Annotated in this window: 15 protein-coding genes; 5 read left to right on the top strand and 10 right to left on the bottom strand. The window is 73.4% G+C overall.

The window, feature by feature from the left end:
• The first annotated feature begins 42 nt into the window (after positions 1-42).
• Together recO and parC are read left to right on the top strand one after the other, a co-directional pair.
• Positions 43-762 carry a DNA repair protein RecO gene (recO, locus tag BM419_RS06915; RefSeq protein WP_020092262.1) on the top strand — a complete coding sequence of 240 codons (720 nt, stop codon included), beginning with the start codon at positions 43-45 and terminating at the stop codon, positions 760-762.
• A 175-nt stretch (positions 763-937) separates the two neighbouring features.
• Complete coding sequence (parC, locus tag BM419_RS06920; RefSeq protein WP_091925846.1) at positions 938-3,184, top strand: DNA topoisomerase IV subunit A; 2,247 nt, start codon at positions 938-940, stop codon at positions 3,182-3,184.
• 285 nt (positions 3,185-3,469) lie between these two features.
• On the opposite strand, the gene BM419_RS06925 is transcribed toward parC, so the two are convergent.
• The 4 genes from BM419_RS06925 to gltX all read right to left on the bottom strand — a co-directional run bounded on the left by BM419_RS06925 (position 3,470) and on the right by gltX (position 7,759).
• On the bottom strand, positions 3,470-3,718 hold the full coding sequence (locus tag BM419_RS06925; protein ID WP_091925848.1) for an amino acid transporter protein: 249 nt from the start codon (positions 3,716-3,718) through the stop codon (positions 3,470-3,472).
• 73 nt (positions 3,719-3,791) lie between these two features.
• Positions 3,792-4,673 (bottom strand): DNA-3-methyladenine glycosylase family protein, encoded by an 882-nt coding sequence (locus BM419_RS06930; protein WP_091925850.1) that lies wholly within the window; start codon positions 4,671-4,673, stop codon positions 3,792-3,794.
• A 68-nt stretch (positions 4,674-4,741) separates the two neighbouring features.
• Entirely contained in the window at positions 4,742-6,031 is a 1,290-nt protein-coding gene (gltA, locus tag BM419_RS06935) for a citrate synthase (RefSeq protein ID WP_020092267.1), read from the bottom strand.
• A 300-nt stretch (positions 6,032-6,331) separates the two neighbouring features.
• Positions 6,332-7,759, bottom strand: coding sequence for a glutamate--tRNA ligase (gltX, locus tag BM419_RS06940; RefSeq protein WP_091680275.1), 1,428 nt, complete (start codon positions 7,757-7,759; stop codon positions 6,332-6,334).
• Between the two features lie 205 nt (positions 7,760-7,964).
• Here gltX and BM419_RS06945 point away from each other — a divergent pair, with 205 nt between their 5' ends.
• Entirely contained in the window at positions 7,965-10,280 is a 2,316-nt protein-coding gene (locus BM419_RS06945) for a ComEC/Rec2 family competence protein (RefSeq protein ID WP_091925852.1), read from the top strand.
• Here the strand turns inward: BM419_RS06945 and lexA are convergent.
• A complete protein-coding gene (gene lexA / locus BM419_RS06950; protein WP_091925854.1) occupies positions 10,274-11,002 on the bottom strand; it encodes a transcriptional repressor LexA in 729 nt (242 codons plus the stop codon). The genes BM419_RS06945 and lexA overlap by 7 nt on opposite strands.
• A 250-nt stretch (positions 11,003-11,252) precedes the next feature.
• Between lexA and BM419_RS06955 the strand changes: the two genes are divergently transcribed.
• Complete coding sequence (locus BM419_RS06955) at positions 11,253-11,702, top strand: hypothetical protein (RefSeq protein ID WP_026604787.1); 450 nt, start codon at positions 11,253-11,255, stop codon at positions 11,700-11,702.
• Positions 11,703-11,720: 18 nt separating this feature from the next.
• Here the strand turns inward: BM419_RS06955 and BM419_RS06960 are convergent, their stop codons facing one another.
• Positions 11,721-11,936: a hypothetical protein gene (locus tag BM419_RS06960; protein ID WP_020092272.1), complete on the bottom strand. Its 216-nt coding sequence runs from the start codon at positions 11,934-11,936 to the stop codon at positions 11,721-11,723.
• A gap of 320 nt (positions 11,937-12,256) precedes the next feature.
• Between BM419_RS06960 and fae the strand changes: the two genes are divergently transcribed.
• Complete coding sequence (gene fae, locus BM419_RS06965) at positions 12,257-12,796, top strand: formaldehyde-activating enzyme (RefSeq protein WP_020092273.1); 540 nt, start codon at positions 12,257-12,259, stop codon at positions 12,794-12,796.
• A gap of 39 nt (positions 12,797-12,835) precedes the next feature.
• Here fae and BM419_RS06970 read toward each other — a convergent pair whose 3' ends face one another.
• From BM419_RS06970 to BM419_RS06985, 4 genes are all read right to left on the bottom strand, one after another.
• Positions 12,836-13,300, bottom strand: coding sequence for a hypothetical protein (locus tag BM419_RS06970; RefSeq protein ID WP_056532603.1), 465 nt, complete (start codon positions 13,298-13,300; stop codon positions 12,836-12,838).
• A 67-nt stretch (positions 13,301-13,367) separates the two neighbouring features.
• A complete protein-coding gene (locus BM419_RS06975) occupies positions 13,368-16,652 on the bottom strand; it encodes an error-prone DNA polymerase (protein WP_091925855.1) in 3,285 nt (1,094 codons plus the stop codon).
• The gene (locus BM419_RS06980; RefSeq protein ID WP_091925857.1) at positions 16,649-18,334 is read right to left on the bottom strand and encodes a Y-family DNA polymerase; all 1,686 of its coding nucleotides are present in this window, start codon (positions 18,332-18,334) and stop codon (positions 16,649-16,651) included. Before BM419_RS06980 ends, BM419_RS06975 begins: the two co-directional genes overlap by 4 nt.
• Positions 18,261-19,046 carry an ImuA family protein gene (locus tag BM419_RS06985; RefSeq protein WP_091925859.1) on the bottom strand — a complete coding sequence of 262 codons (786 nt, stop codon included), beginning with the start codon at positions 19,044-19,046 and terminating at the stop codon, positions 18,261-18,263. Before BM419_RS06985 ends, BM419_RS06980 begins: the two co-directional genes overlap by 74 nt.
• Positions 19,047-19,105 lie beyond the last annotated feature (59 nt).

The raw sequence follows: 19,105 nt of genomic DNA on the forward strand, positions 1-19,105 counted from the left end.
CGCGCCTCTCACCCGATCCCTCACACGAAGACGCGACGTTCGATGCAGTGGACCGACGACGCCCTGGTGCTCGGCCTGCGCCGGCACGGGGAGACCGGCGTCATCCTCGAGGCCATGACCGAGGCCCACGGGCGCCATCTCGGCCTCGTGCACGGTGGGCGCTCGCGCCGGATGCAGCCCGTGCTGCAGGCCGGGAACCGGGTCCGCGTGACGTGGCGGGCGCGCCTCGACGAGGGTCTCGGCGCCTACGCGGTCGAGCCCCTGGACTCGCAGGTCTCGCGGCTGATCGGGTCGAGCCTCGCCCTCTACGGCATGAACCACATGGCCGCGCTGCTGCGGCTCCTCCCCGAGCGCGACCCGCATCCGGCGCTCTACGCGGCGGCGGGGATCCTGGTCGAGCACCTCGACGACCCCGCCATCGCCCCGCCCCTGATGGTGCGGTTCGAGCTGGCGATCCTGTCGGAACTCGGCTTCGGCCTCGACCTCACCGCCTGCGCGGCCACCGGCGGCAACGACGCCCTGGCCTACGTGTCGCCGAAGAGCGGCCGGGCGGTCAGCGCCTCGGCCGGCGAGCCCTACCGGGACCGTCTCCTGGCGCTCCCGACCTTCCTGCACGCGGGCGGTTCCCCGGGTCCCGACGGCGTTGCCCAAGGGTTTACCTTGACGGGATACTTCCTCGACCGGCACGTCTGGGGGCCCCGCGGCCTCGGGCCGCCCGAGGAGCGGGCGCGATTCGTTGCGCTCGGCCGCGAGGCCGGGTAATGTTCGTGTTCTGTTCTTGATACCCCGTCGTCGTTCCGGGTGCCGAAGGCGCGCCCGGAATCCAGAACCACCGTCCGCGCGCACGCGCGGGACGTCGGCGGCTCTGGATTCCGGGCCCCGCTGCGCGGCCCCGGAATGACGGCGCGCGGTGAAGACGTTGTAGTGAGGAGCCGACATGGGCCAGCCCTTCGAGCCGCCGTCCGGCGACGGGATCGAGAGCGTCGAGCTGAAATCCGCGCTGGAGGAGCGCTACCTCGCCTACGCGCTCTCCACGATCATGCACCGGGCCCTTCCGGATGCCCGCGACGGGTTGAAGCCCGTGCATCGGCGCATCCTGTACGGGATGCGGCTGCTGCGCCTCGACCCGACCACCGCGCACAAGAAGTGCGCCAAGATCGTCGGCGACGTGATGGGCGACTTCCATCCCCACGGCGACCAGGCGATCTACGACGCCCTGGTGCGGCTCAGCCAGGACTTCGCCCAGCGCTACCCCCTGGTCGACGGCCAGGGCAATTTCGGCAACATCGACGGCGATGGCCCCGCCGCCTACCGCTACACCGAGGCGCGGCTCACCGAGGTCGCGCGCCTCCTGCTGGACGGGATCGACGAGGACACGGTCGACTTCCGCCCGTCCTACAACGGCGAGAAGGAGGAGCCGATCGTCCTGCCGGCGGCCTTCCCGAACCTGCTCGCCAACGGCAGCCAGGGCATCGCGGTCGGCATGGCGACCTCGATCCCGCCGCACAACGCCGCCGAGCTGTGCGACGCGGCGCTCTACCTGATCAACCATCCCGAGGCGACCTCGGGGCAGCTCGCCAAGTTCGTCCAGGGGCCGGACTTCCCGACCGGCGGCATCCTCGTCGACTCGGCCGAGTCGATCGCCGAGGCCTACCGGACCGGGCGGGGCGCCTTCCGGGTCCGCGCCCGCTGGGCCAAGGAGGATCTCGGCCGCGGCACCTGGAACATCGTCGTCACCGAGATTCCCTACGGCATCCCGAAGAGCCGGCTGATCGAGAAGATGGCCGAGCTGCTGCAGGAGAAGAAGCTGCCGCTGCTGGCCGACGTGCGCGACGAGTCGGCCGAGGACGTGCGCGTGGTGCTGGAGCCGCGCTCGCGCACGGTCGACCCGGTGATCCTGATGGAATCGCTGTTCCGGCTCACGGAACTCGAGACCCGCATCCCGCTCAACCTCAACGTCCTGGTCGGCGGCCTCGTGCCGAAGGTGATCGGGCTCGCCGAGTGCCTGCGCGAGTGGGTCGACCACCGCCGCGTGGTGCTGCAGCGCCGCTCGCGCTACCGCCTCGGCCAGATCGACCGCCGCCTGGAGATCCTGGGCGGCCTGCTCATCGTCTACCTCGACCTCGACGAGGTGATCCGCATCATCCGCGAGGAGGACGAGCCGAAGGCCGCCCTCATGGCCCGGTTCGAGCTGACCGAGCTCCAGGCCAACGCCATCCTCGACACCCGGCTGCGCTCCCTGCGCAAGCTGGAGGAGATGGAGCTGAAGCGCGAGTTCGAGGCGCTGACCGCCGAGAAGGCCGAGATCGACGCGCTGCTCGCCTCCGAGCCGGCGCAGTGGAAGGCGATCCAGGCGCAGATCCGCGCGGTGAAGAAGACCTTCGGGCCTGAGACCAAGCTCGGCAAGCGCCGCACGACGCTGGCGAGCCCGCCCGATGTCGGCGGCATCGACTTCACGGCGGCCCTGGTCGAGCGCGAGCCGATCACCGTGATCGTCTCGACCAAGGGCTGGATCCGGGCGCTCAAGGGCCACGTCGCCGATCTCTCGGGCGTCGCGTTCAAGGGCGACGACACCCTGAAGATCGCCTTCCCGACCGAGACGACCCAGAAGATCCTGCTGCTCGCCACCAACGGCAAGGTGTTCACGCTCGAGGCCTCGAAGCTGCCGGGCGGCCGCGGCTTCGGCGACCCGGTCCGGCTGATGGCCGACCTCGACGACGGCACCGAGATCGTGGCGGCGCTGCCGTACCGGCCGGAGACCAAGCTGCTGATCGCCGGCTCGGACGGACGCGGCTTCGTGGCGCCCGCCGACGCGCTCGTGGCCAACACCCGCAAGGGCAAGAGCGTGCTCGGCCTCGACGGCGACGCCACGGCCGCCGTGCTGGTGCCGGCCGACGGCGATCACGTGGCGGTGGTGAACACCGAGAAGCTGCTGCTGGTCTTCCCGGTCTCCGAGGTGGCGGAGCTCGCCCGCGGCAAGGGGGTCCGGCTGCAGCGCTGCCGCAGCGGGACGCTGCTCGACGCGCACGTGTTCAAGCTCGCCGACGGCCTGCCCTGGCAGGACGGCTCGGCCGAGGGCCGGCTCGCGAACGCGTCGGTGCTGGAGAAGTGGCTCGGCCACCGCGCCGAGGTCGGGCTGATGATGGCGCGCAGCTTCCCGAAATTCGAGCGGTTCGGACGGTGAGGAGCCGCGGAGGGTGAAGGATTCCCGACCCACCACCTCATCCTGAGATGCCGGAGAGGAGTCGCCTCGGGGGAGACCTCCGGTCAGCCGCGCAATCCCTGGAGCCCGCCTTCGAGGCGGCTCCGCCGCCCCTCGAGATGCGGGCGCGATTGGGAGTGTCTGGAACGGCTCCCGCGGTGCGGAGGCCCAGTCCTCAATGCGCCCGCTGGGCGAGCCAGAGCGCACCGAAGGCTAGCACGCCGCCGCCGATCGGAACCGCGAGCAGGAGAAGAAGCTGAGCTGTCGTCATGGGCGAAGGTTCCGCAATGGGCGCCTCACAGCCCAATGTATGGCGCCACTCATGATCCAGCAAACCACCATGGCGATGAGCACGGGCGCGAAGTGCGGACGATCCGACAGGGCAGTCGAGATGAACGGCGCGAAACCGCCGACGGCGAAGATCGCGACCGCGAGGCCGTTGGCGTAGGTGGCCGTGAACTTGATCCGCTCGTTCGCAACAAGCGTGTCGCGCGCTTCGCTATCCGCTTCCGACATCGAACCTGAGCCCCCCGGCCGGCCGCAAGCTTAGCCGATATCGGCGATGCGGAACATGAACCTCTCGGTCGCCTCATCGCCCCGTCGCGGACGCTTCGTCCGCCGCCCAGAGGTGCTGCGCCGCGTAGGCGCGATACGGCCGCCACGCCTCGGCCCGGGCCAGGAGCGCCGCCGGGCTCGGACGCCCGGTGGCCCCCTCCAGCGCCCGCAGCAGCCCGACATCGCCCACCGGCAGGGCGTCCGGCAGCTTGAGCGCCCGCATGGCGATGTACTGCGCCGTCCAGGGACCGATCCCGCGGATCGCCGTGAAGCGCAGCACCGCAGCCTCGGGCGACTCCGCCGGGGCGAACAGGTCCGGATCGGCCAGCGCCGCCGCGGCCAGCGCCCGGATCGCCGCGCCGCGGGCCCGCGGCATGTTGAGCGCCAGCGCGACATCCGCCTCGACCAGATCGGTCGGCGCGGGAAACACGTGGGTCAGACCGCCTGCCGGCTCCGCCAGCGGCGTCCCGAACGCCGCCACCAGCCTGCCCGCGAGCCCGATCGCGGCCGCCACCGAGACCTGCTGGCCGAGGATCGCCCGGCAGCCGGTCTCGAACGGGTCCCAGGCCCCCGGCAGGCGCAGACCCGGCCGCGCCGCGACGAGCGGGGCCAGGACCGGGTCCCCGCCGAGGCAGGCCGCGACGGCGGCCGGATCGGCGTCGCAGTCGAACAGGCGGCGCAGACGTCCCGCGACGGCCTCTTCGTGCCCGGCCTCGACGCCGCGCAGCGCGACGTGCAGGCAATCCGCGCCCGGTGCCACCGTCAGGAGCCCGTGCCGCCCCGCGACGCTGATCGTGCGCGCGTAGGCCGCCGCGGGATCCGTCGCCTCGACGCCCGGGATCGCCCGCTTGGCGAGGAACGCGCGGATCGCCGGCCAGTCGTAGGGCGGCCGGACGGGCAGGCGGCGTTCGATCACCTCCGCGAACGCGAAGGGCGGCCTCTCGGCCGCCCCGCTCGACGCTTCCCGGGGCAGGTGGTCCAGCCTCAGCCGCGCTGGTCCACGGCCACGTAGTCGCGCTGGGCCGGACCGACGTAGAGCTGGCGCGGACGGCCGATCTTCTGCGACGGGTCCTCGATCATCTCGGCCCACTGGGCGATCCAGCCGACGGTGCGGGCCACCGCGAACAGCACCGTGAACATGTCGGTGGGGAAGCCCATCGCCTTGAGGGTGATGCCCGAGTAGAAGTCGATGTTCGGGTAGAGCTTCTTCTCGATGAAGTACTCGTCCTTGAGCGCGATCTGCTCCAGCTCCATGGCGACGTGGAGCAGCGGGTCGTCGGTCTTGCCGAGCTCCTTGAGCACCTGGTGCGTGGTGTTCTGCATGATCCGCGCGCGCGGGTCGTAGTTCTTGTAGACGCGGTGGCCGAAGCCCATCAGGCGGAACGGGTCGTTCTTGTCCTTGGCCTTGGCGACGTACTTGCTGACATTCTCGGGGGTGCCGATCTCCATCAGCATCTTGAGGGCCGCCTCGTTGGCGCCGCCATGGGCCGGGCCCCACAGGCAGGCGATGCCGGCCGCGATGCAGGCGAAGGGGTTGGCGCCCGAGGAGCCGGCGAGCCGCACCGTCGAGGTCGAGGCGTTCTGCTCGTGGTCGGCGTGCAGGATGAAGATCTTGTCGAGTGCCCGGGCGAAGACCGGGTTCACTTCGTACTCCTCGCACGGCACCGCGTAACACATGCGCAGGAAGTTCGACGTATAGTCGAGGTCGTTCTTCGGGTACACGAAGGGCTGGCCGATCGAGTACTTGTAGGCCATCGCGGCGAGCGTCGGCATCTTGGCGATCATGCGGATCGACGCGATCAGCCGCTGGCTCTCGTCCGTGATGTCGGTGGAATCGTGGTAGAAGGCCGAGAGGGCGCCCACCGAGGCGACCATGACGGCCATCGGGTGCGCGTCGCGGCGGAAGCCGGTGAAGAACCGGTTCATCTGGTCGTGCACCATGGTGTGGCGCGTGACCCGGTACTCGAAATCGGCCCGCTGGGCGGCGGTCGGCAGGGCGCCGAACAGCATCAGGTAGCAGGTCTCGAGGAAGTCGCCCTTCTCGGCGAGCTGCTCGATCGGGTAGCCGCGGTAGAGCAGCACGCCCTCGTCACCGTCGATGTAGGTAATCTTCGACTCGCACGAGGCCGTCGAGGTGAAGCCCGGGTCGAAGGTGAAGGCGCCGGTCTGGGCGTAGAGCTTGCCGATATCGATCACGTCCGGCCCGATCGTGCCGGTTTTCACCGGCAGTTCGATCGACTTGCCGTCCACGGTGATGGTGCTGGGTGCGCTCATGGATCGTGGACCCTTCTCTGGCGACGTGGCGGATGCCGGCCTCGGGCTGCCCGAGTCGGTCCCGGGGGCCTGAGCACACGCATTATGCTGCGGGTGCTCACAGCCATGGGTTACCCAAACGGCAGTGCAGCAGCAACGGGGTCGGTGACAACCCGCCCCCGTCGCCAAGCGAATTCCGCCAACCGATTTCCACCCAACGCAATCCGGGTCGGGGCCGGCAGTTCCCTGTCCGCTCCCGGTCCGCGCGCGGCGGTCCCAGCGCCGCCTCGTCCCCGCCTCGTCCCTGCCCTCAGCCCGGTCTCAGCCCTGCGGCGCCTGATCCCCGAGGCGCGCCAGGCTTTCCTCCCGGCCGAGCACCGCCATCACGTCGAACAGGGGCGGGGAGGTGGTGCGGCCGGTGAGCGCCGCGCGCAGGGGCTGGGCGACCTGCCCGAGCTTGCAGCCGGCCGATTCCGCGTACTGCCGCACCGCGCCCTCGGTGGAGGTCGCGCTCCAGTCGGGCAGCGCTTCGAGCACCGGCCGCACCCCGGCGAGGCGGCCGCGCCCCTCGTCGGAGAGCAGGGCGCGGGCCTTGTCGTCGAGCGCCAGGGGCCGCTGGGCGTAGAGGTAGTAGGCGCTGTCGAGGAGCTCGATCAGCGTCTTGGCCCGCTCCTTCAGGCCCGGCATGGCCTGGACGAGCTTGTCCTTGAGATCGGGCCGCAGCGGCGCAGACAGGCCGCGCTCCGGCCCGACGTTGGGCAGGATGGTCTCGATCGCCGCGACGAGGTCGGAATCGGCGCTGGTGCGGATGTAGAGGCCGTTGAGGTTGGCGAGCTTGGCGAAGTCGAACCGCGCCGCGGAGCGTCCGACCGCGCCGAGGTCGAAGGCCGCGACCATCTCGTCGGTGGAGAAGACCTCCTGGTCGCCGTGGCTCCAGCCGAGCCGCACGAGGTAGTTGCGCAGGGCCGCCGGCAGGTAGCCGAGATCGCGGTAGGCCTCGACGCCGAGCGCGCCGTGGCGCTTCGAGAGCTTGGCCCCGTCCGCTCCGTGGATCAGCGGAATATGCGCCATCCTCGGGATGTCCCAGCCGAGGGCCGAGAAGATCTGGCTCTGGCGCGCCGCGTTGGTGAGGTGGTCGTCGCCGCGGATGATCTGCGTGACGCCCATGTCGTGGTCGTCGACCACGACGGCGAGCATGTAGGTCGGCGTCCCGTCCGAGCGCAGCAGGACGAGGTCGTCGAGGTCCTTGTTGGCCCAGGTCACGCGGCCCTGGACGGCGTCCTCGACCACGGTCTCGCCCTCGGTCGGGGCGCGCAGGCGGATCACCGGCTTGACCCCGGCGGGGGCCTCGGACGGGTCGCGGTCGCGCCAGCGGCCGTCGTAGCGCGGGGCGCGCCCCTCCGCGCGGGCGGTCTCGCGCATCTGCGTGAGCTCCTCGGCGGTGGCGTAGCAGTGATAGGCGCGGCCCGCGGCCAGAAGCTCCTCGGCGACCGCGCGGTGGCGCTCGGCGCGGGCGAACTGGAAGACCACGTCGCCGTCCCAGTCGAGGCCGAGCCAGGAGAGGCCGTCGAGGATCGCGTCGATCGCCCCCTTGGTGGAGCGCTCGCGGTCGGTGTCCTCGATGCGCAGCAGCATCTTGCCGCCGGTGTGGCGGGCGTAGAGCCAGTTGAACAAGGCCGTGCGGGCCCCGCCGATATGCAGGTAACCCGTGGGCGAGGGGGCGAAGCGCGTGACGACGGCTGAGGACATCGGTCCGGTATGTTCCGGGGCTGGTCGCGGACGGGGCGCGACGGACGGCGAAGGGGCGGCGGAGCGGCGAGGGGCTCGACAGGGCGCCCGTAGCACGAAGAACCCGCTGTAGCACGGGCCGGCGGATGCGTTAAGAATCGCCCGCAGAATCGCCCGCAGAATCGCCCGGCCCCGACGACAGGTCGCGCGGAGCGGGGCGGCGGCGATGCGGCGGATCGGCGCGAGGCGGGCGGACGGCGCGGTCGCGCTGATCGGCCCGCGCGCCCGAGCCCTTCCCGCCGCCCTCCTGGCCGCCCTCCCGGCGCTCCGCGACTGGGTCGTCGCCGGCCTCGCCCGCGAGGCCGAGCAGCGCCGGCTGTTCCCCTGGCTGGCGGTGGCCTTCGGCGGCGGGATCCTGGTCTACTTCGCGGCGGCCGACGGCGCGCCGAGCCTCGCCGCCCCCCTGATCGCGGCCGCCCTCGCGCTGGCGCCGGTCCCCGTCCTCGGCGCGCGGCCGGCGGCCCTGGCGGCGGCGCTCGCGGTGGCGGCCGCGTTCCTCGGCTTCGCGGCGGCGACCTGGCGGGTCTCGCAGGTCGCCGCACCGATCCTCACCCGCACCACGATCGGCCCGCTCGTCGGAACGGTCGAGGCCCTGGACGAGCGCGAGGTCGGCGCCCGGCTGGTGATCCGGGTGGAGAGCTTCGCCGGCCTCGCGCCGGAGGCGCGGCCCGCCCGGGTCCGGGTCTCGTTCCGGAAGACGCCGATCCCGCGTCCCGGGGACGGCGTCGCCGCCACGGCCCGGCTGCTGCCGCCCCCGGAGGCGGCCCGGCCCGGCGGCTACGACTTCGCCCGGGACGCCTATTTCCAGGGGATCGGCGCGGTGGGCTCGCTGATCGGCACCGTCACCGTCCGGGAACCGTCCGGGTCGCCGCCGCTGGGCCTGCGGCTCGCCGCTGCGCTCGACGCGGCGCGCAACGGGCTCACGCGCCGGATCGCGGAGGCCGCCGGCGGCCAGGCGGGTGCGGTGGCGGCGGCCCTGGTGACGGGCAAGCGCGGCCTCATCGGGCCGGCCACCAACGACGCGCTCCGCGCCGCCGGCATCTACCACGTGGTGTCGATCTCGGGCCTCCACATGGTGCTGGCCGCCGGCGTGGTGTTCTGGCTGGTGCGGGCGCTCCTCGCCGCGGTGCCGCTCTGCGCGCTCCTCTGGCCGATCAAGAAGATCGCGGCCGGCTTCGCCATGGTCGGCGTCACCGCCTACTGCGCCTTCTCGGGCTGGGACATCGCGGCCGAGCGCTCGCTGATCATGACCCTGATCATGCTCGGCGCGATCCTGGTGGACCGGCCGGCCCTGTCGATGCGCAACCTCGCCCTCGCGGCGCTGATCGCGCTCGCCCGGGAGCCGGAGGGCCTGCTCGGCCCGAGCTTCCAGATGTCCTTCGGCGCCGTGGCCGGGCTGATCGCCTGCGCGCGGCTGATCGACGGGCGGCTGCTCGTGCGCCCGGGGGCCGGGCGGATCGGGCGGCTCGTCGGGACCGGCCTGTCGGCGATCACCGGGACCCTGGCCACGACCCTGGTGGCGCAGGTCGCGACGGCCCCCTTCGCCACCTACCACTTCCAGACGGTCCAGCCCTTCGGCCTCGTCGGCAACGCCCTGACCCTGCCGCTCGTCTCCCTGGTGGTGATGCCGGCCGCGGTAATCGGCTGCCTCGCCTATCCCTTCGCCCTCGACCGGCCGGTCTGGTGGCTGATGGGGCAGGCGGTGGCCGGGATGCTGGCGATCTCGGACTGGATCGCCGGGTTCGAGCGGGCGGTCCTGGTGCTGCCGGCCTTCGGCGCCGGGGCGCTGGCCCTGCTGACCGCCGGCCTGCTGCTGGGGACGCTGCCGGCCTCGCGCCTGCGCTGGCTCGCCGTGCCGCCGGTCCTGCTCGGGCTCGTCCTCGCGGCCCGGCCCGACCACTACGACCTCTACGTCGACCGGCAGGGCGCGGGGGCCGCGGTGCGGGGCCCGGACGGGCGGCTCGCGGCCCTCGGCAGCCCTTCGGGCTTCGTCCTCGAGCAGTGGCTGAAGGCGGACGGCGACGGGCGGCGGCCCGCGGCGCTGATCGTCCGGTCGGGCAGCGGGCGCTGCGACCGGCTCGGCTGCACCGCCCGTCTGCCGGACGGGCGGGCGGTCGCCCTGGTCCGGGACAGGCGGGCCTTCCCGGAGGATTGCGCCCGCGCCGCGGTGCTGATCACGGGCCTCGCGGCGCCGCCCACCTGCACGGGGCCGCTGGTGATCGACCGGCGCGTCCTCGCCGCCCGCGGGGCCGTGGCCCTCCGGACCGACGGCGACGGCTTCGCCGCGCGCTACGCCCGGGACGACGGCCGCGCCGTGCCCTGGCGGCCGGCCGCAGGGCGCGGGCCGGGACCGCCGCGGCCGGTCACCGCGGAGCCGGGCGACCGCCCCGCGGAGGACGGGGTCGCCGCGACGCCGGAGGCCGACGCCGCGCCGGGCGGAGACCTCGCCCCCGGCGACGCGCCAGCCGAGCCGCTTCAGTAGCGGCGGACGAGGCTCACGAGGCGGCCCTGGATCCGGACCCGGTCGGGCCCGAGCACGCGGGTCTCGTAGGCCGGGTTGGCGGCCTCGAGGGCGATCGACGAGCCGCGGCGGCGAAGGCGCTTGAGCGTCGCCTCCTCGTCGTCGATCAGCGCCACGATGATGTCGCCGGTATTGGCCGTCTCCTGCTTGCGGATGACCACGAGGTCGCCGTCCAGGATGCCCGCCTCGACCATCGAGTCGCCGCGCACCTCGAGGGCGTAATGCTCGCCGCCGGCCACGAAGTCCGGCGACAGGGTGATGGCGTGGCTCTGGTTCTGGATCGCCGAGACGGGCGTACCGGCCGCGATCCGGCCCATGACCGGGATCGAGATGGCGCGGCCGGACTCGTCGATCATCCGCGTGCTCGCCGGGGCCGGCGGCTGCTTGGACTTACCGCCCTCGACCACGCTCGGCGTGAAGCGGCGCGGCTCGGCGGGAGCCTGAGTCGGCGGAGCGGCCTGGGTCAGGCTCTCGGGGATCCGGATCACCTCGATGGCGCGCGCCCGATTCGGGAGGCGCCGGAGGAAGCCGCGCTCCTCAAGTGCCGTGATCAGCCGGTGGATGCCGGATTTCGACTTGAGATCGAGGGCATCCTTCATCTCGTCGAACGACGGCGGGACACCGCATTCCTGCATCCGGCTCTGGATGAATCGCAGGAGGTCCAGCTGCTTGCGCGTGAGCATCGACGGGGGACTCGCGGCTTGGCGGACCGCCACGTGACGGTCTCCGAAACAAATCACGAACAGGTTAAACGTTCCGCAAGTGTTCCGCAAGAGTGGCACCGCTCGGCCCGGCGCGCCGCGGGCGCGCCCGCGGGAGAAGGTCGAGAAACGCATTGACGGCGCAAGCGGAGCCGTTTCAATGCATCGCGGCGCCCCGCCGGGAAGGCGGCGGACCCGGGGTGCGGGCTGGGACCCTCTTGGAATGACGAGGATGCGACGACCCGCAGCTCTGCTGCCCCTCGGCCTCGCCGCCCTCGGCCTCGCCGGCTGCACCACCGGATTCTCCTACATCTCGCGGAACTACGTGGCGCTCACTCCCCAGGTCGTCACGATCGGCTGCAAGGAGCCCTACGAGGTCTACGACAACCGGCAGCTGCGCCGGATGCTGATCGTGTCCAACGCCCTGCGCGAGTATACCGGCTGCAACCTGAGCGAGGTCCGGATCGATCCGGAGCCGGGCGCCACCCGGGTGAAGCGCTTCCGCACCGCCGCCCGGGCCTATCTCGACGAGACCGTGCGCGAGGATTGCCGGATCACCGGCGAGACCGTGTTCGATCCGCTGAAGACCGAGTTCGCCTACGCCTGCGACGCGCCGATCGAGAAGCGCGGCACCGTGGTCCCCCGCCTGCCGGGCCGCAATCCGGGCCTCGGCGTGCGCTGACCGGCCGGCGGCGCGTCCTCAGGCGCCCGGCTTCGGGAAGGTCCGCTCCGCGGCGTCGCCGGCGGCGGCCAGCAGGGCGCGGGCGAAGGCCCGGGCCTCCGTCCGGTCGAGCACGATCGCGGCGGTGACCGGCGCACCGCCGAGGTCGGCGAGGGCGAGTTCCAGGCGCACCCCGTCGGGCACGGCGCTCGCCTGAAGGCTCCAGCCGGAGCCCCGATCCGTGCTCTCCGCCATCGTGTTCCTCCCGCATGCCCGGCACGGCGCCGCGCGCCCACCGGAACGGCCAGGCCCGGGACCGCTCCCGGAGCCGCGCTCCGATCTTCCCTGCCTCGCCTGTCCGCGTTCCTCAAGGCCACAGGCCGCGCAGGGGTGGAGATGCGCGCCGTCGCGGATGCCGGCGGCCGCATCGCGGCGATACGGGGCGGCACGGGGCTGCGCCCGCGCCGCGGCGCGGGCGAGGGCAGGGGCGGCCGGGATGGGGGCCGGCCTCGGGGCGATTGACGCGAGGCCGCCGATGATGTCTCCCGCGGGCTCCGATCAGGTGGAGTTCGAACATGCAAGAGATCTGGTTCCGCACGGGCGAGGCCACGGTGCTGGCGGCCGAGGGCCAGTACACCGACGCCATGCCGGAGGTGCTGATCGGCTCGGTGCGCGGCCCGGTCGGTCAGGCCTTCGCGTCGATGATGGGGCAGGTCCAGGGCCACACGCGGATGTTCGTGGTGCGCGACCTCAACCAGCTCGTGCGCCCGGCCACGATGATGACCACCAAGGTCACGATCCACACGGCCGAGTATGCCGAGCTCCTCGGCGGCGTGGTCCAGGCCGCCACCGGCGACGCGATCGTGGACTGCATCATCGAGGGCATCCTGCCGAAGGACGGGCTCGACGAGCTGTGCATGATCATCATGATCTGGCTCGATCAGCGCTGCGCCGAGGACGACAACCTCGACCAGAAGGACCTCTACCGGACCAACTACGAGGCCACGAAACTCGCCATCGCCCGCGCCCTCAAGGGCGAGCCCACGGTCGACGAGCTGATCGCCAACCGGAAGACCGTGAAGCACTACGCGCTCGACGGCGTGATCGAGTACTGAGCGGGCTCGCGTCGCGCATCCTGCCGGCTCAGGTCCGCCTCAGCCCGGCGGGATGCGCCCCACCGAGCAGAGGGTCCGCATCGCGCTGCTGCCCGGGTCGGTGTAGCAGGACGCCGACCAGCCGTTCTGCTGGATGAACGACTTGCGCCGCTCCGCCAGCGCGGTCCGGTAGGCGGTGGCGATGATCGGCTCGACGGTCGCGGCCGGTTGGCCGACGAGGATCTCGGAGGCCACCGACAGGTCGCGGAAGAAGGTCGCCGAGGGACTCGGCTCGGCGGAGGTCGCCTGCACGATCGGCTCGGCCCGGCAGGTCACGTCGAACTTGATCGGGCCGGCCACGCGGATGTCGATGCTGGGGCCGGCGCGCTTGCCGACCCGGCCGCCGATCGCGTCGGCGATCTGGCGGGTGAGGTCGTCGCAGCTGTCGGCCCGGGCGGCCTCCGCCAGGAGGGGCAGGGCCGCGCAGGCGGCGAGGAGGAGGCGCGGGACGGCGAAGCTCGACATCGCCGCACTCTACGCGCGGCGCGGGGCCTGTCGAGGGGCTGGTCGAGGGCCGGTCGAAGTGCCGGCCTCAGTGGAAATCCCGGCTGGGGAACACGCGCCGGTCCGGGGGCACGCCGAAATCCGTGTTCTCGGGCGGCAGCTTCAGGCCGGCCTCGCGCAGATCGCGCAGGGCGGCGGTGAGGTCGCGAAACCCCTCCGCCACGAGGTGGACCACCCCGTCCGCCCGCTGGATCCGGCCGCGCACGGCGAGGAACCGCGCCTGCATGGCGATCCGGCGGTTCGCCTCGAACACGGTCTTCCAGACGATCACGTTGGCGATACCGGTCTCGTCCTCCAGCGTCAGGAAGACCACGCCCTTGGCGGTGCCGGGCCGCTGGCGGATCAGCACGAGCCCCGCCACCGTGACCCGCGCCCCCTGGGGCAGCGCCGGATCGAGATGGGCCCGGGCCGGGATCGCGCCGATCCGGGCGAGCCGCCCCCGGAAGAACGCGACCGGGTGCCCCTGGAGCGACAGGCCGGTGGCGGCGTAATCCTCGGCCACGGTCTCGGACGGGGCCAGGGGCTGAAGGTCCACCGCCGGCTCGTGCCGGAACAGGCCGTCATCGGCGTGCCACGCGAAGAGCGGCAGGGGTGCGTCGAGGAGATGGGCGCGGCGCTCGCTCGCATCGGCCTTGGCGGCCTTGCGGGATGACGTCCCTTCCAGGGTGCGGACCATCCACAGGGCGGCGCGCCGGTCGAGGCCGAGCGAGCGGAACGCGTCCGCCTCCGCCAGCCGCTCCAGGGCGTTGCGGGGCAGGGCGAGGGACGCCTGCAGGCCCTCGATGCTGGCGTAGCCGTTGGCCCGCAGCCGCACGAGCCGGCGCATCGCGGCCTCGGGCAGGCCGCGCACGACGCGCAGACCGATCCGCACGGCGTGCAGCGCCGGATCCCCGGCCGGCTCCAGGGTGCAGTCCCAGTCGCTGGCGTTGACGCAGACGCCCCGGACCTCGACCCCGTGGGCCCGGGCGTCGCGCACCAGCTGGGCCGGCTGGTAGAAGCCCATCGGCTGGGCGTTGAGGATCGCGGCCAGGAAGACGTCGGGGTGCCGGCACTTCATCCAGGCCGAGGCGTAGACCAGGAGCGCGAAGCTCGCCGCGTGGCTCTCCGGGAAGCCGTAGGTCGAGAAGCCCCGGATCTGCGCGAAGCAGCGCTCGGCGAAGTCCTGCGGGTAGCCCCGGCGGGTCATGCCGCCCACGAACTTGTCCGCGAAGCCGCCGATCGACCCGACGTGGCGGAAGGTCGCCATCGCCCGGCGCAGCCCGTCGGCCTCGGCCGGGGTGAAGCCCGCCGCCGTGATGGCGATCTGCATGGCGTGCTCCTGGAACAGCGGCACCCCGTAGGTCTTCTGCAGGACCTCCTTCAGCTCGTCCGCCGGGCCGTGATCCGGGTGCGGCGCGGGGTACTCGACCGGGTCGATCCCGGAGCGCCGCCGCAGGTAGGGATGGACCATGTCGCCCTGGATCGGGCCGGGGCGCACGATCGCGACCTGCACCACGAGGTCGTAGAACTCCCTGGGCTTCAGGCGCGGCAGCATCGACATCTGCGCCCGGCTCTCGACCTGGAACACGCCGACGGAATCGGCCTTCGTCAGCATCGCGTAGGTCGCGGGATCGTCCTGCGGCAGGTCGGCCAGCGTCTCGTAGAAGGTGCCGTGATCCTTCTCCAGGAAATCGAGGCCGCGCTTGAGGCAGGTCAGCATGCCGAGCGCCAGCACGTCGACCTTCATCAGGCCGATCGCGTCGATGTCGTCCTTGTCCCACTCGATGAAGGTGCGGTCCGCCATGGCGCCGTTGCCCACCGGCACGGTCTCGTCGAGGCGGCCGCGGGTCAGCACGAAGCCGCCGACATGCTGCGACAGGTGGCGGGGGAAGCCGATCAGCTGGTGGGCGAGGTCGAGCGCCTGCCGGATCGCCGGGTTCTCCGGGTCGAGCCCGGCCTCGCGCACGTGCTGGTCCGGCATGCCGGTGCCCCAGGAGCCCCAGACCGTGTCGGCGATCGCCGCGGTCACGTCCTCGGTCAGGCCCAGGACCTTGCCGACCTCGCGGATCGCCATGCGGGGCCGGTAGTGGATCACCGTGGCGCAGAGGGCGGCCCGCTCCCGGCCGTAGCGGGCGTAGAGGTGCTGGATCACCTCCTCGCGGCGCTCGTGCTCGAAGTCGACGTCGATGTCGGGCGGCTCGCCGCGGTTCTCCGAGATGAAGCGGGCGAAGAGCAGCCGGTGCTTCGACGGGTCCACCGCGGTGATGCCGAGGCAGAAGCACACGGCGGAATTGGCCGCCGAGCCGCGGCCCTGGCACAGGATGCCCCGGCCGCGGGCGAACTCGACCACGTCGAACAGGGTCAGGAAGTAGCGGGCGTATTTCATCTTGGCGATGAGCCGCAGCTCCTCGCGGAGCGTCGCCGCGACGCCGTCCGGGACCTCGCCGCCGTAGCGCCAGCGCGCCCGTTCCCAGGTCTTCTCCTCCAGGTATTCCTGCGGCGTGCGCCCGGGGGGCACCGGCTCGTCCGGGTACTCGTAGTGCAGCTGCGACAGGCTGAACTCGCAGGCCTGCGCGATCTCGACGGTGCGGGCGAGCGCCTCCGGGTGGTCGGCGAACAGCCGCGCCATCTCGGCGGCGGGCTTCAGGTGGCGCTCGGCATTGGCCTCCAGCCGGTAGCCGGCGTCCTCGATCCGGCAGCCTTGGCGGATGCAGGTGACCACGTCCTGCAGCGGGCGTCGCTCGGGATGGTGGTAGAGCGCGTCCGAGACCGCGACCATCGGGGCACCGGAGGCCGCGCCCAGCTCGGCGAGCAGCCCGAGGCGCCGCCGCTCGTCGCCGCGGCGCGTGTGGCTCGCCCCCAGGAAGGTCCGGCCCGGGGCGGCGGCGGCCAGCGCCTCCAGCCGCGCCCGGAACCCCTCCGGCAGGCGCCGGGCCGGCGGCATCGCGATGAACATCTGCCCCTCGGCGGCCTCCACCATCTCGGCGAAGGAGAAGCGGCACGCGCCCTTGCGGACGCGCCGGTTGCCCAGGGTGAGCAGCCGGCAGAGGCGCCCCCAGGCGCCCCGGTCCATCGGGTAGGTGACGGCCTCGAACCCCTCCTCGGTGACGAGGCGCACCCCCGGCAGGATCCGGATCGGTGTGCCTTCCTGGTCGAGCGCCAGCGCCGCCGCGTGCGCCCGGACCACGCCGGCCACGGTGTTGCGGTCGGCGATGCCGATGGCCGCGAGGCCGTAGGACGCCGCCTGCACGACGAAGTCCTGCGGATGGGAGGCGCCGTGCAGGAAGGAGAAGTTCGTGGTGACGGCGAGCTCGGCGTAGGCGCGGCCGCTCACGCGAAGAGCCCGTGGACGTACCACGCGGCCGGGCGATCGGGGGCGTGCGGGCCGTCGCGGTAGAGCCAGAGCCGGTGCCCGGCCTCGCACTCGATGCGGTAGTAATCGCGATCCGCGCCGGGCGCGCGCCACCATTCGGCGGCGATCCGCTCCGGCCCCTCGGCATGGGCGACGCGGTGGATCCGGGCGCGCCAGCGGAAGCGCCGGGGCGGCCCTTCCGGGACGGTCGAGAGCACGTCGAGGGCGGCCTCGCCGCGGGGGAAGATCACCAGGGGGCGGGGCGGGAGGTGGTCGGGCCAGGGGGACGCGCCGGTGCGCGCCTCCTCTTCCGCCGCTGGGCCGGAAGGCTCAGCCATCACGGTTGAACGCCGACGCTGAAGGAGCGCATCCGGCCCACTCTGCCGTTCGGGAGCGGGGGGCGGGAGAGGCGCCCGTGGCCGGCCGACGCCTCGATCGGTCGACGGTCCGTGCCCCATTCCGGCAACCCAGACCCGGCCCCGGTCGGCCCGCTCCGGCAGGTGGCTCGCCCCCGGCTCGAGCCGCAGGAGCGCCCGCCCGAGGCGCTGCGCCAGGGCGTCGGCCAGGAACCCGATCCCGTCGCCCGGGGCCGCCGCGCCGAGATCCGTCTGGCGGGCCGGCATGGGGCCGGTCACCGTCACGGCGAGCGCCACCGTCTCGAAGCCGAAGCCGGCGTCGAGGGCGGGGCCCAGCCGGTCGAGGCGCAGGGCGACGAGGGCCGCGACCCGCTCAGGATCGCGCTCGGGCCGGGACAGGCCGAGATCGATCACCCGCAGGGCGCCGTCGACCCGGTGCAGGCCGAGGCGCAGGGCGCAGGCGCCGAGCCCGTCCCGCTCCAGCCGCGGCGCGGTCTCCGCCATCAGGTCCCGGGCGGTCCGGACGATGTCCGACTGCCGCCCGATCGGGTCGAGGAATCCGCGGGCGGCGGCGTAGGCGGTCGCCTCCGTCAGGGGCGCCAGCGGCTCGGGCCGGCGGCCCAGGGCCTGGTCGAGCCGCAGCAGCAGCGCCGCGCCGAAGCGGCGGGCGAGGGGCCCCCGGGGCAGGGCGTCGAGTTCGCCGATCCGGCGCAGGCCGAGCCGCTTCAGGCCCGCGACCGTGCCGGGATCGAGGCGCAGGGCGTCCACCGGGAGGGCCCGCAGGGCCTCCGAGGCCCCGCCCGGCGGCACCACGACCGGATCGGGCCCGCCCTGCCGCGCCAGCGCGAAGGCGGCGCCGGGCGTGTCGGCCAGCGCGATCCCCGCCGGTACGCGGCTCCGCGCGAGCCGGGCGGCCAGGTCCGCGACGAGGTTCGTCTCGCCGCCGCGCAGGTGGCTCGCGCCGGCGACGTCGATGTAGAGCCCGTCCGCCGCCTCGCCCGGCCCGAACGGGGCCACGTGGGGCGCGTAGCCGCTCGCCCAGCGGCAGAGCCGCAGCAGGGCGTCCCGGTCGGCCTCCGGGTCGGCCGGGTAGACCTGGAGCGGCACGCCGATCCGCGCCCGGACCCGGCCGAGGGGCTCGCCGACCCGGAGGCCGAGGGCGCGGGCCTCCGGGTCGAGGGCCACGAGCCGCAGCCCGCCGGACCCCTCGGCCGCCACCGCGAGGGGGCCGCGCTCAGGCGCGAGACCGGCCCGCCGCAGCCGCGTCACCGGCCAGTGGCTCAGGCAGATGCAGACGATGCGCGGCATGGTCCCACTCCAGAAGCCAGTCGCCGCCCCGCCCGTTGCGGCAGCGCTCGAGCCGCGCCCGCCAGCGCGGCCTGTCCAGGGTCCCGAACCGGTCCCGCGCCGCCGGGGCGGCGGCGATCCGCCAGCGCGTGGCGGCCCCGTTGGGCAGGCTGGCCGGCGCCGGCCGCAGGATCAGCAGCAGCGGCGGCGCCGGCCCTTCCGCGGCGAGCTGCAGGCGCCGGCCCGGCTTCAGCGGCAGCCCGTCCCGCAGGAGGCCGATCAGGGCCGTGAGCGCCCGCGCGTGCAGGGCCGCCTCCAGGGCACGGAACACCTCCGCGTCGCTGCCGGCTTCCAGCAGCAGCAGGCGGCCGGGGTCGAGGCCGAGGCCGGCGAGGCCGTGCCCGTAGGGCAGGGGCTCGCCGGGCGCGGCGGCGATCAGCGCTTCCCCCGGCTCCCGGGCGAGCTGGCGGGCGCAGAGCGCCAGGGCGAAGCCCAGGGCCGCGATCGCGTCCGCGGGCTCGGCCGGCGCGATCTCGTGGGGCGGCCCGAGGGCGAGACCGCCGCCGGGCAGGTGCGCGTCGAGATCCGGAACGCCCAACGGCAGGACCGGGGCCGGATCCCGGCCGCGATCCGGCGGCGCGAGGCGCGCCCGCAGGACCGCCAGCCGGGCCCGGGGATCGCCCCGCGCGCTCGCCGCCTCGGTCTCGTCGGCAGGGTCCAGCCCCATCTCCATCGGCTCCGGTCATGCTGGACGATAGGAACATAACAGGAACATGCACAAACGGTTTCCGC

The sequence above is a fragment of the Methylobacterium sp. yr668 genome, from assembly GCF_900116245.1.
Lineage (GTDB): Bacteria > Pseudomonadota > Alphaproteobacteria > Rhizobiales > Beijerinckiaceae > Methylobacterium.

Bases quoted from the DNA above. Each gene is read 5' to 3' on its own strand.
- lexA (WP_091925854.1), bottom strand. From the start codon at position 11,002: ATGCTCACGCGCAAGCAGCTGGACCTCCTGCGATTCATCCAGAGCCGG.
- recO (WP_020092262.1), top strand. From the start codon at position 43: ATGCAGTGGACCGACGACGCCCTGGTGCTCGGCCTGCGCCGGCACGGG.
- gltA (WP_020092267.1), bottom strand. From the start codon at position 6,031: ATGAGCGCACCCAGCACCATCACCGTGGACGGCAAGTCGATCGAACTG.
- gltX (WP_091680275.1), bottom strand. From the start codon at position 7,759: ATGTCCTCAGCCGTCGTCACGCGCTTCGCCCCCTCGCCCACGGGTTAC.
- BM419_RS06980 (WP_091925857.1), bottom strand. From the start codon at position 18,334: ATGCCGCGCATCGTCTGCATCTGCCTGAGCCACTGGCCGGTGACGCGG.
- BM419_RS06955 (WP_026604787.1), top strand. From the start codon at position 11,253: ATGCGACGACCCGCAGCTCTGCTGCCCCTCGGCCTCGCCGCCCTCGGC.
- BM419_RS06970 (WP_056532603.1), bottom strand. From the start codon at position 13,300: ATGTCGAGCTTCGCCGTCCCGCGCCTCCTCCTCGCCGCCTGCGCGGCC.
- parC (WP_091925846.1), top strand. From the start codon at position 938: ATGGGCCAGCCCTTCGAGCCGCCGTCCGGCGACGGGATCGAGAGCGTC.
- BM419_RS06925 (WP_091925848.1), bottom strand. From the start codon at position 3,718: ATGTCGGAAGCGGATAGCGAAGCGCGCGACACGCTTGTTGCGAACGAG.
- BM419_RS06985 (WP_091925859.1), bottom strand. From the start codon at position 19,046: ATGGAGATGGGGCTGGACCCTGCCGACGAGACCGAGGCGGCGAGCGCG.
- BM419_RS06945 (WP_091925852.1), top strand. From the start codon at position 7,965: ATGCGGCGGATCGGCGCGAGGCGGGCGGACGGCGCGGTCGCGCTGATC.
- BM419_RS06960 (WP_020092272.1), bottom strand. From the start codon at position 11,936: ATGGCGGAGAGCACGGATCGGGGCTCCGGCTGGAGCCTTCAGGCGAGC.
- fae (WP_020092273.1), top strand. From the start codon at position 12,257: ATGCAAGAGATCTGGTTCCGCACGGGCGAGGCCACGGTGCTGGCGGCC.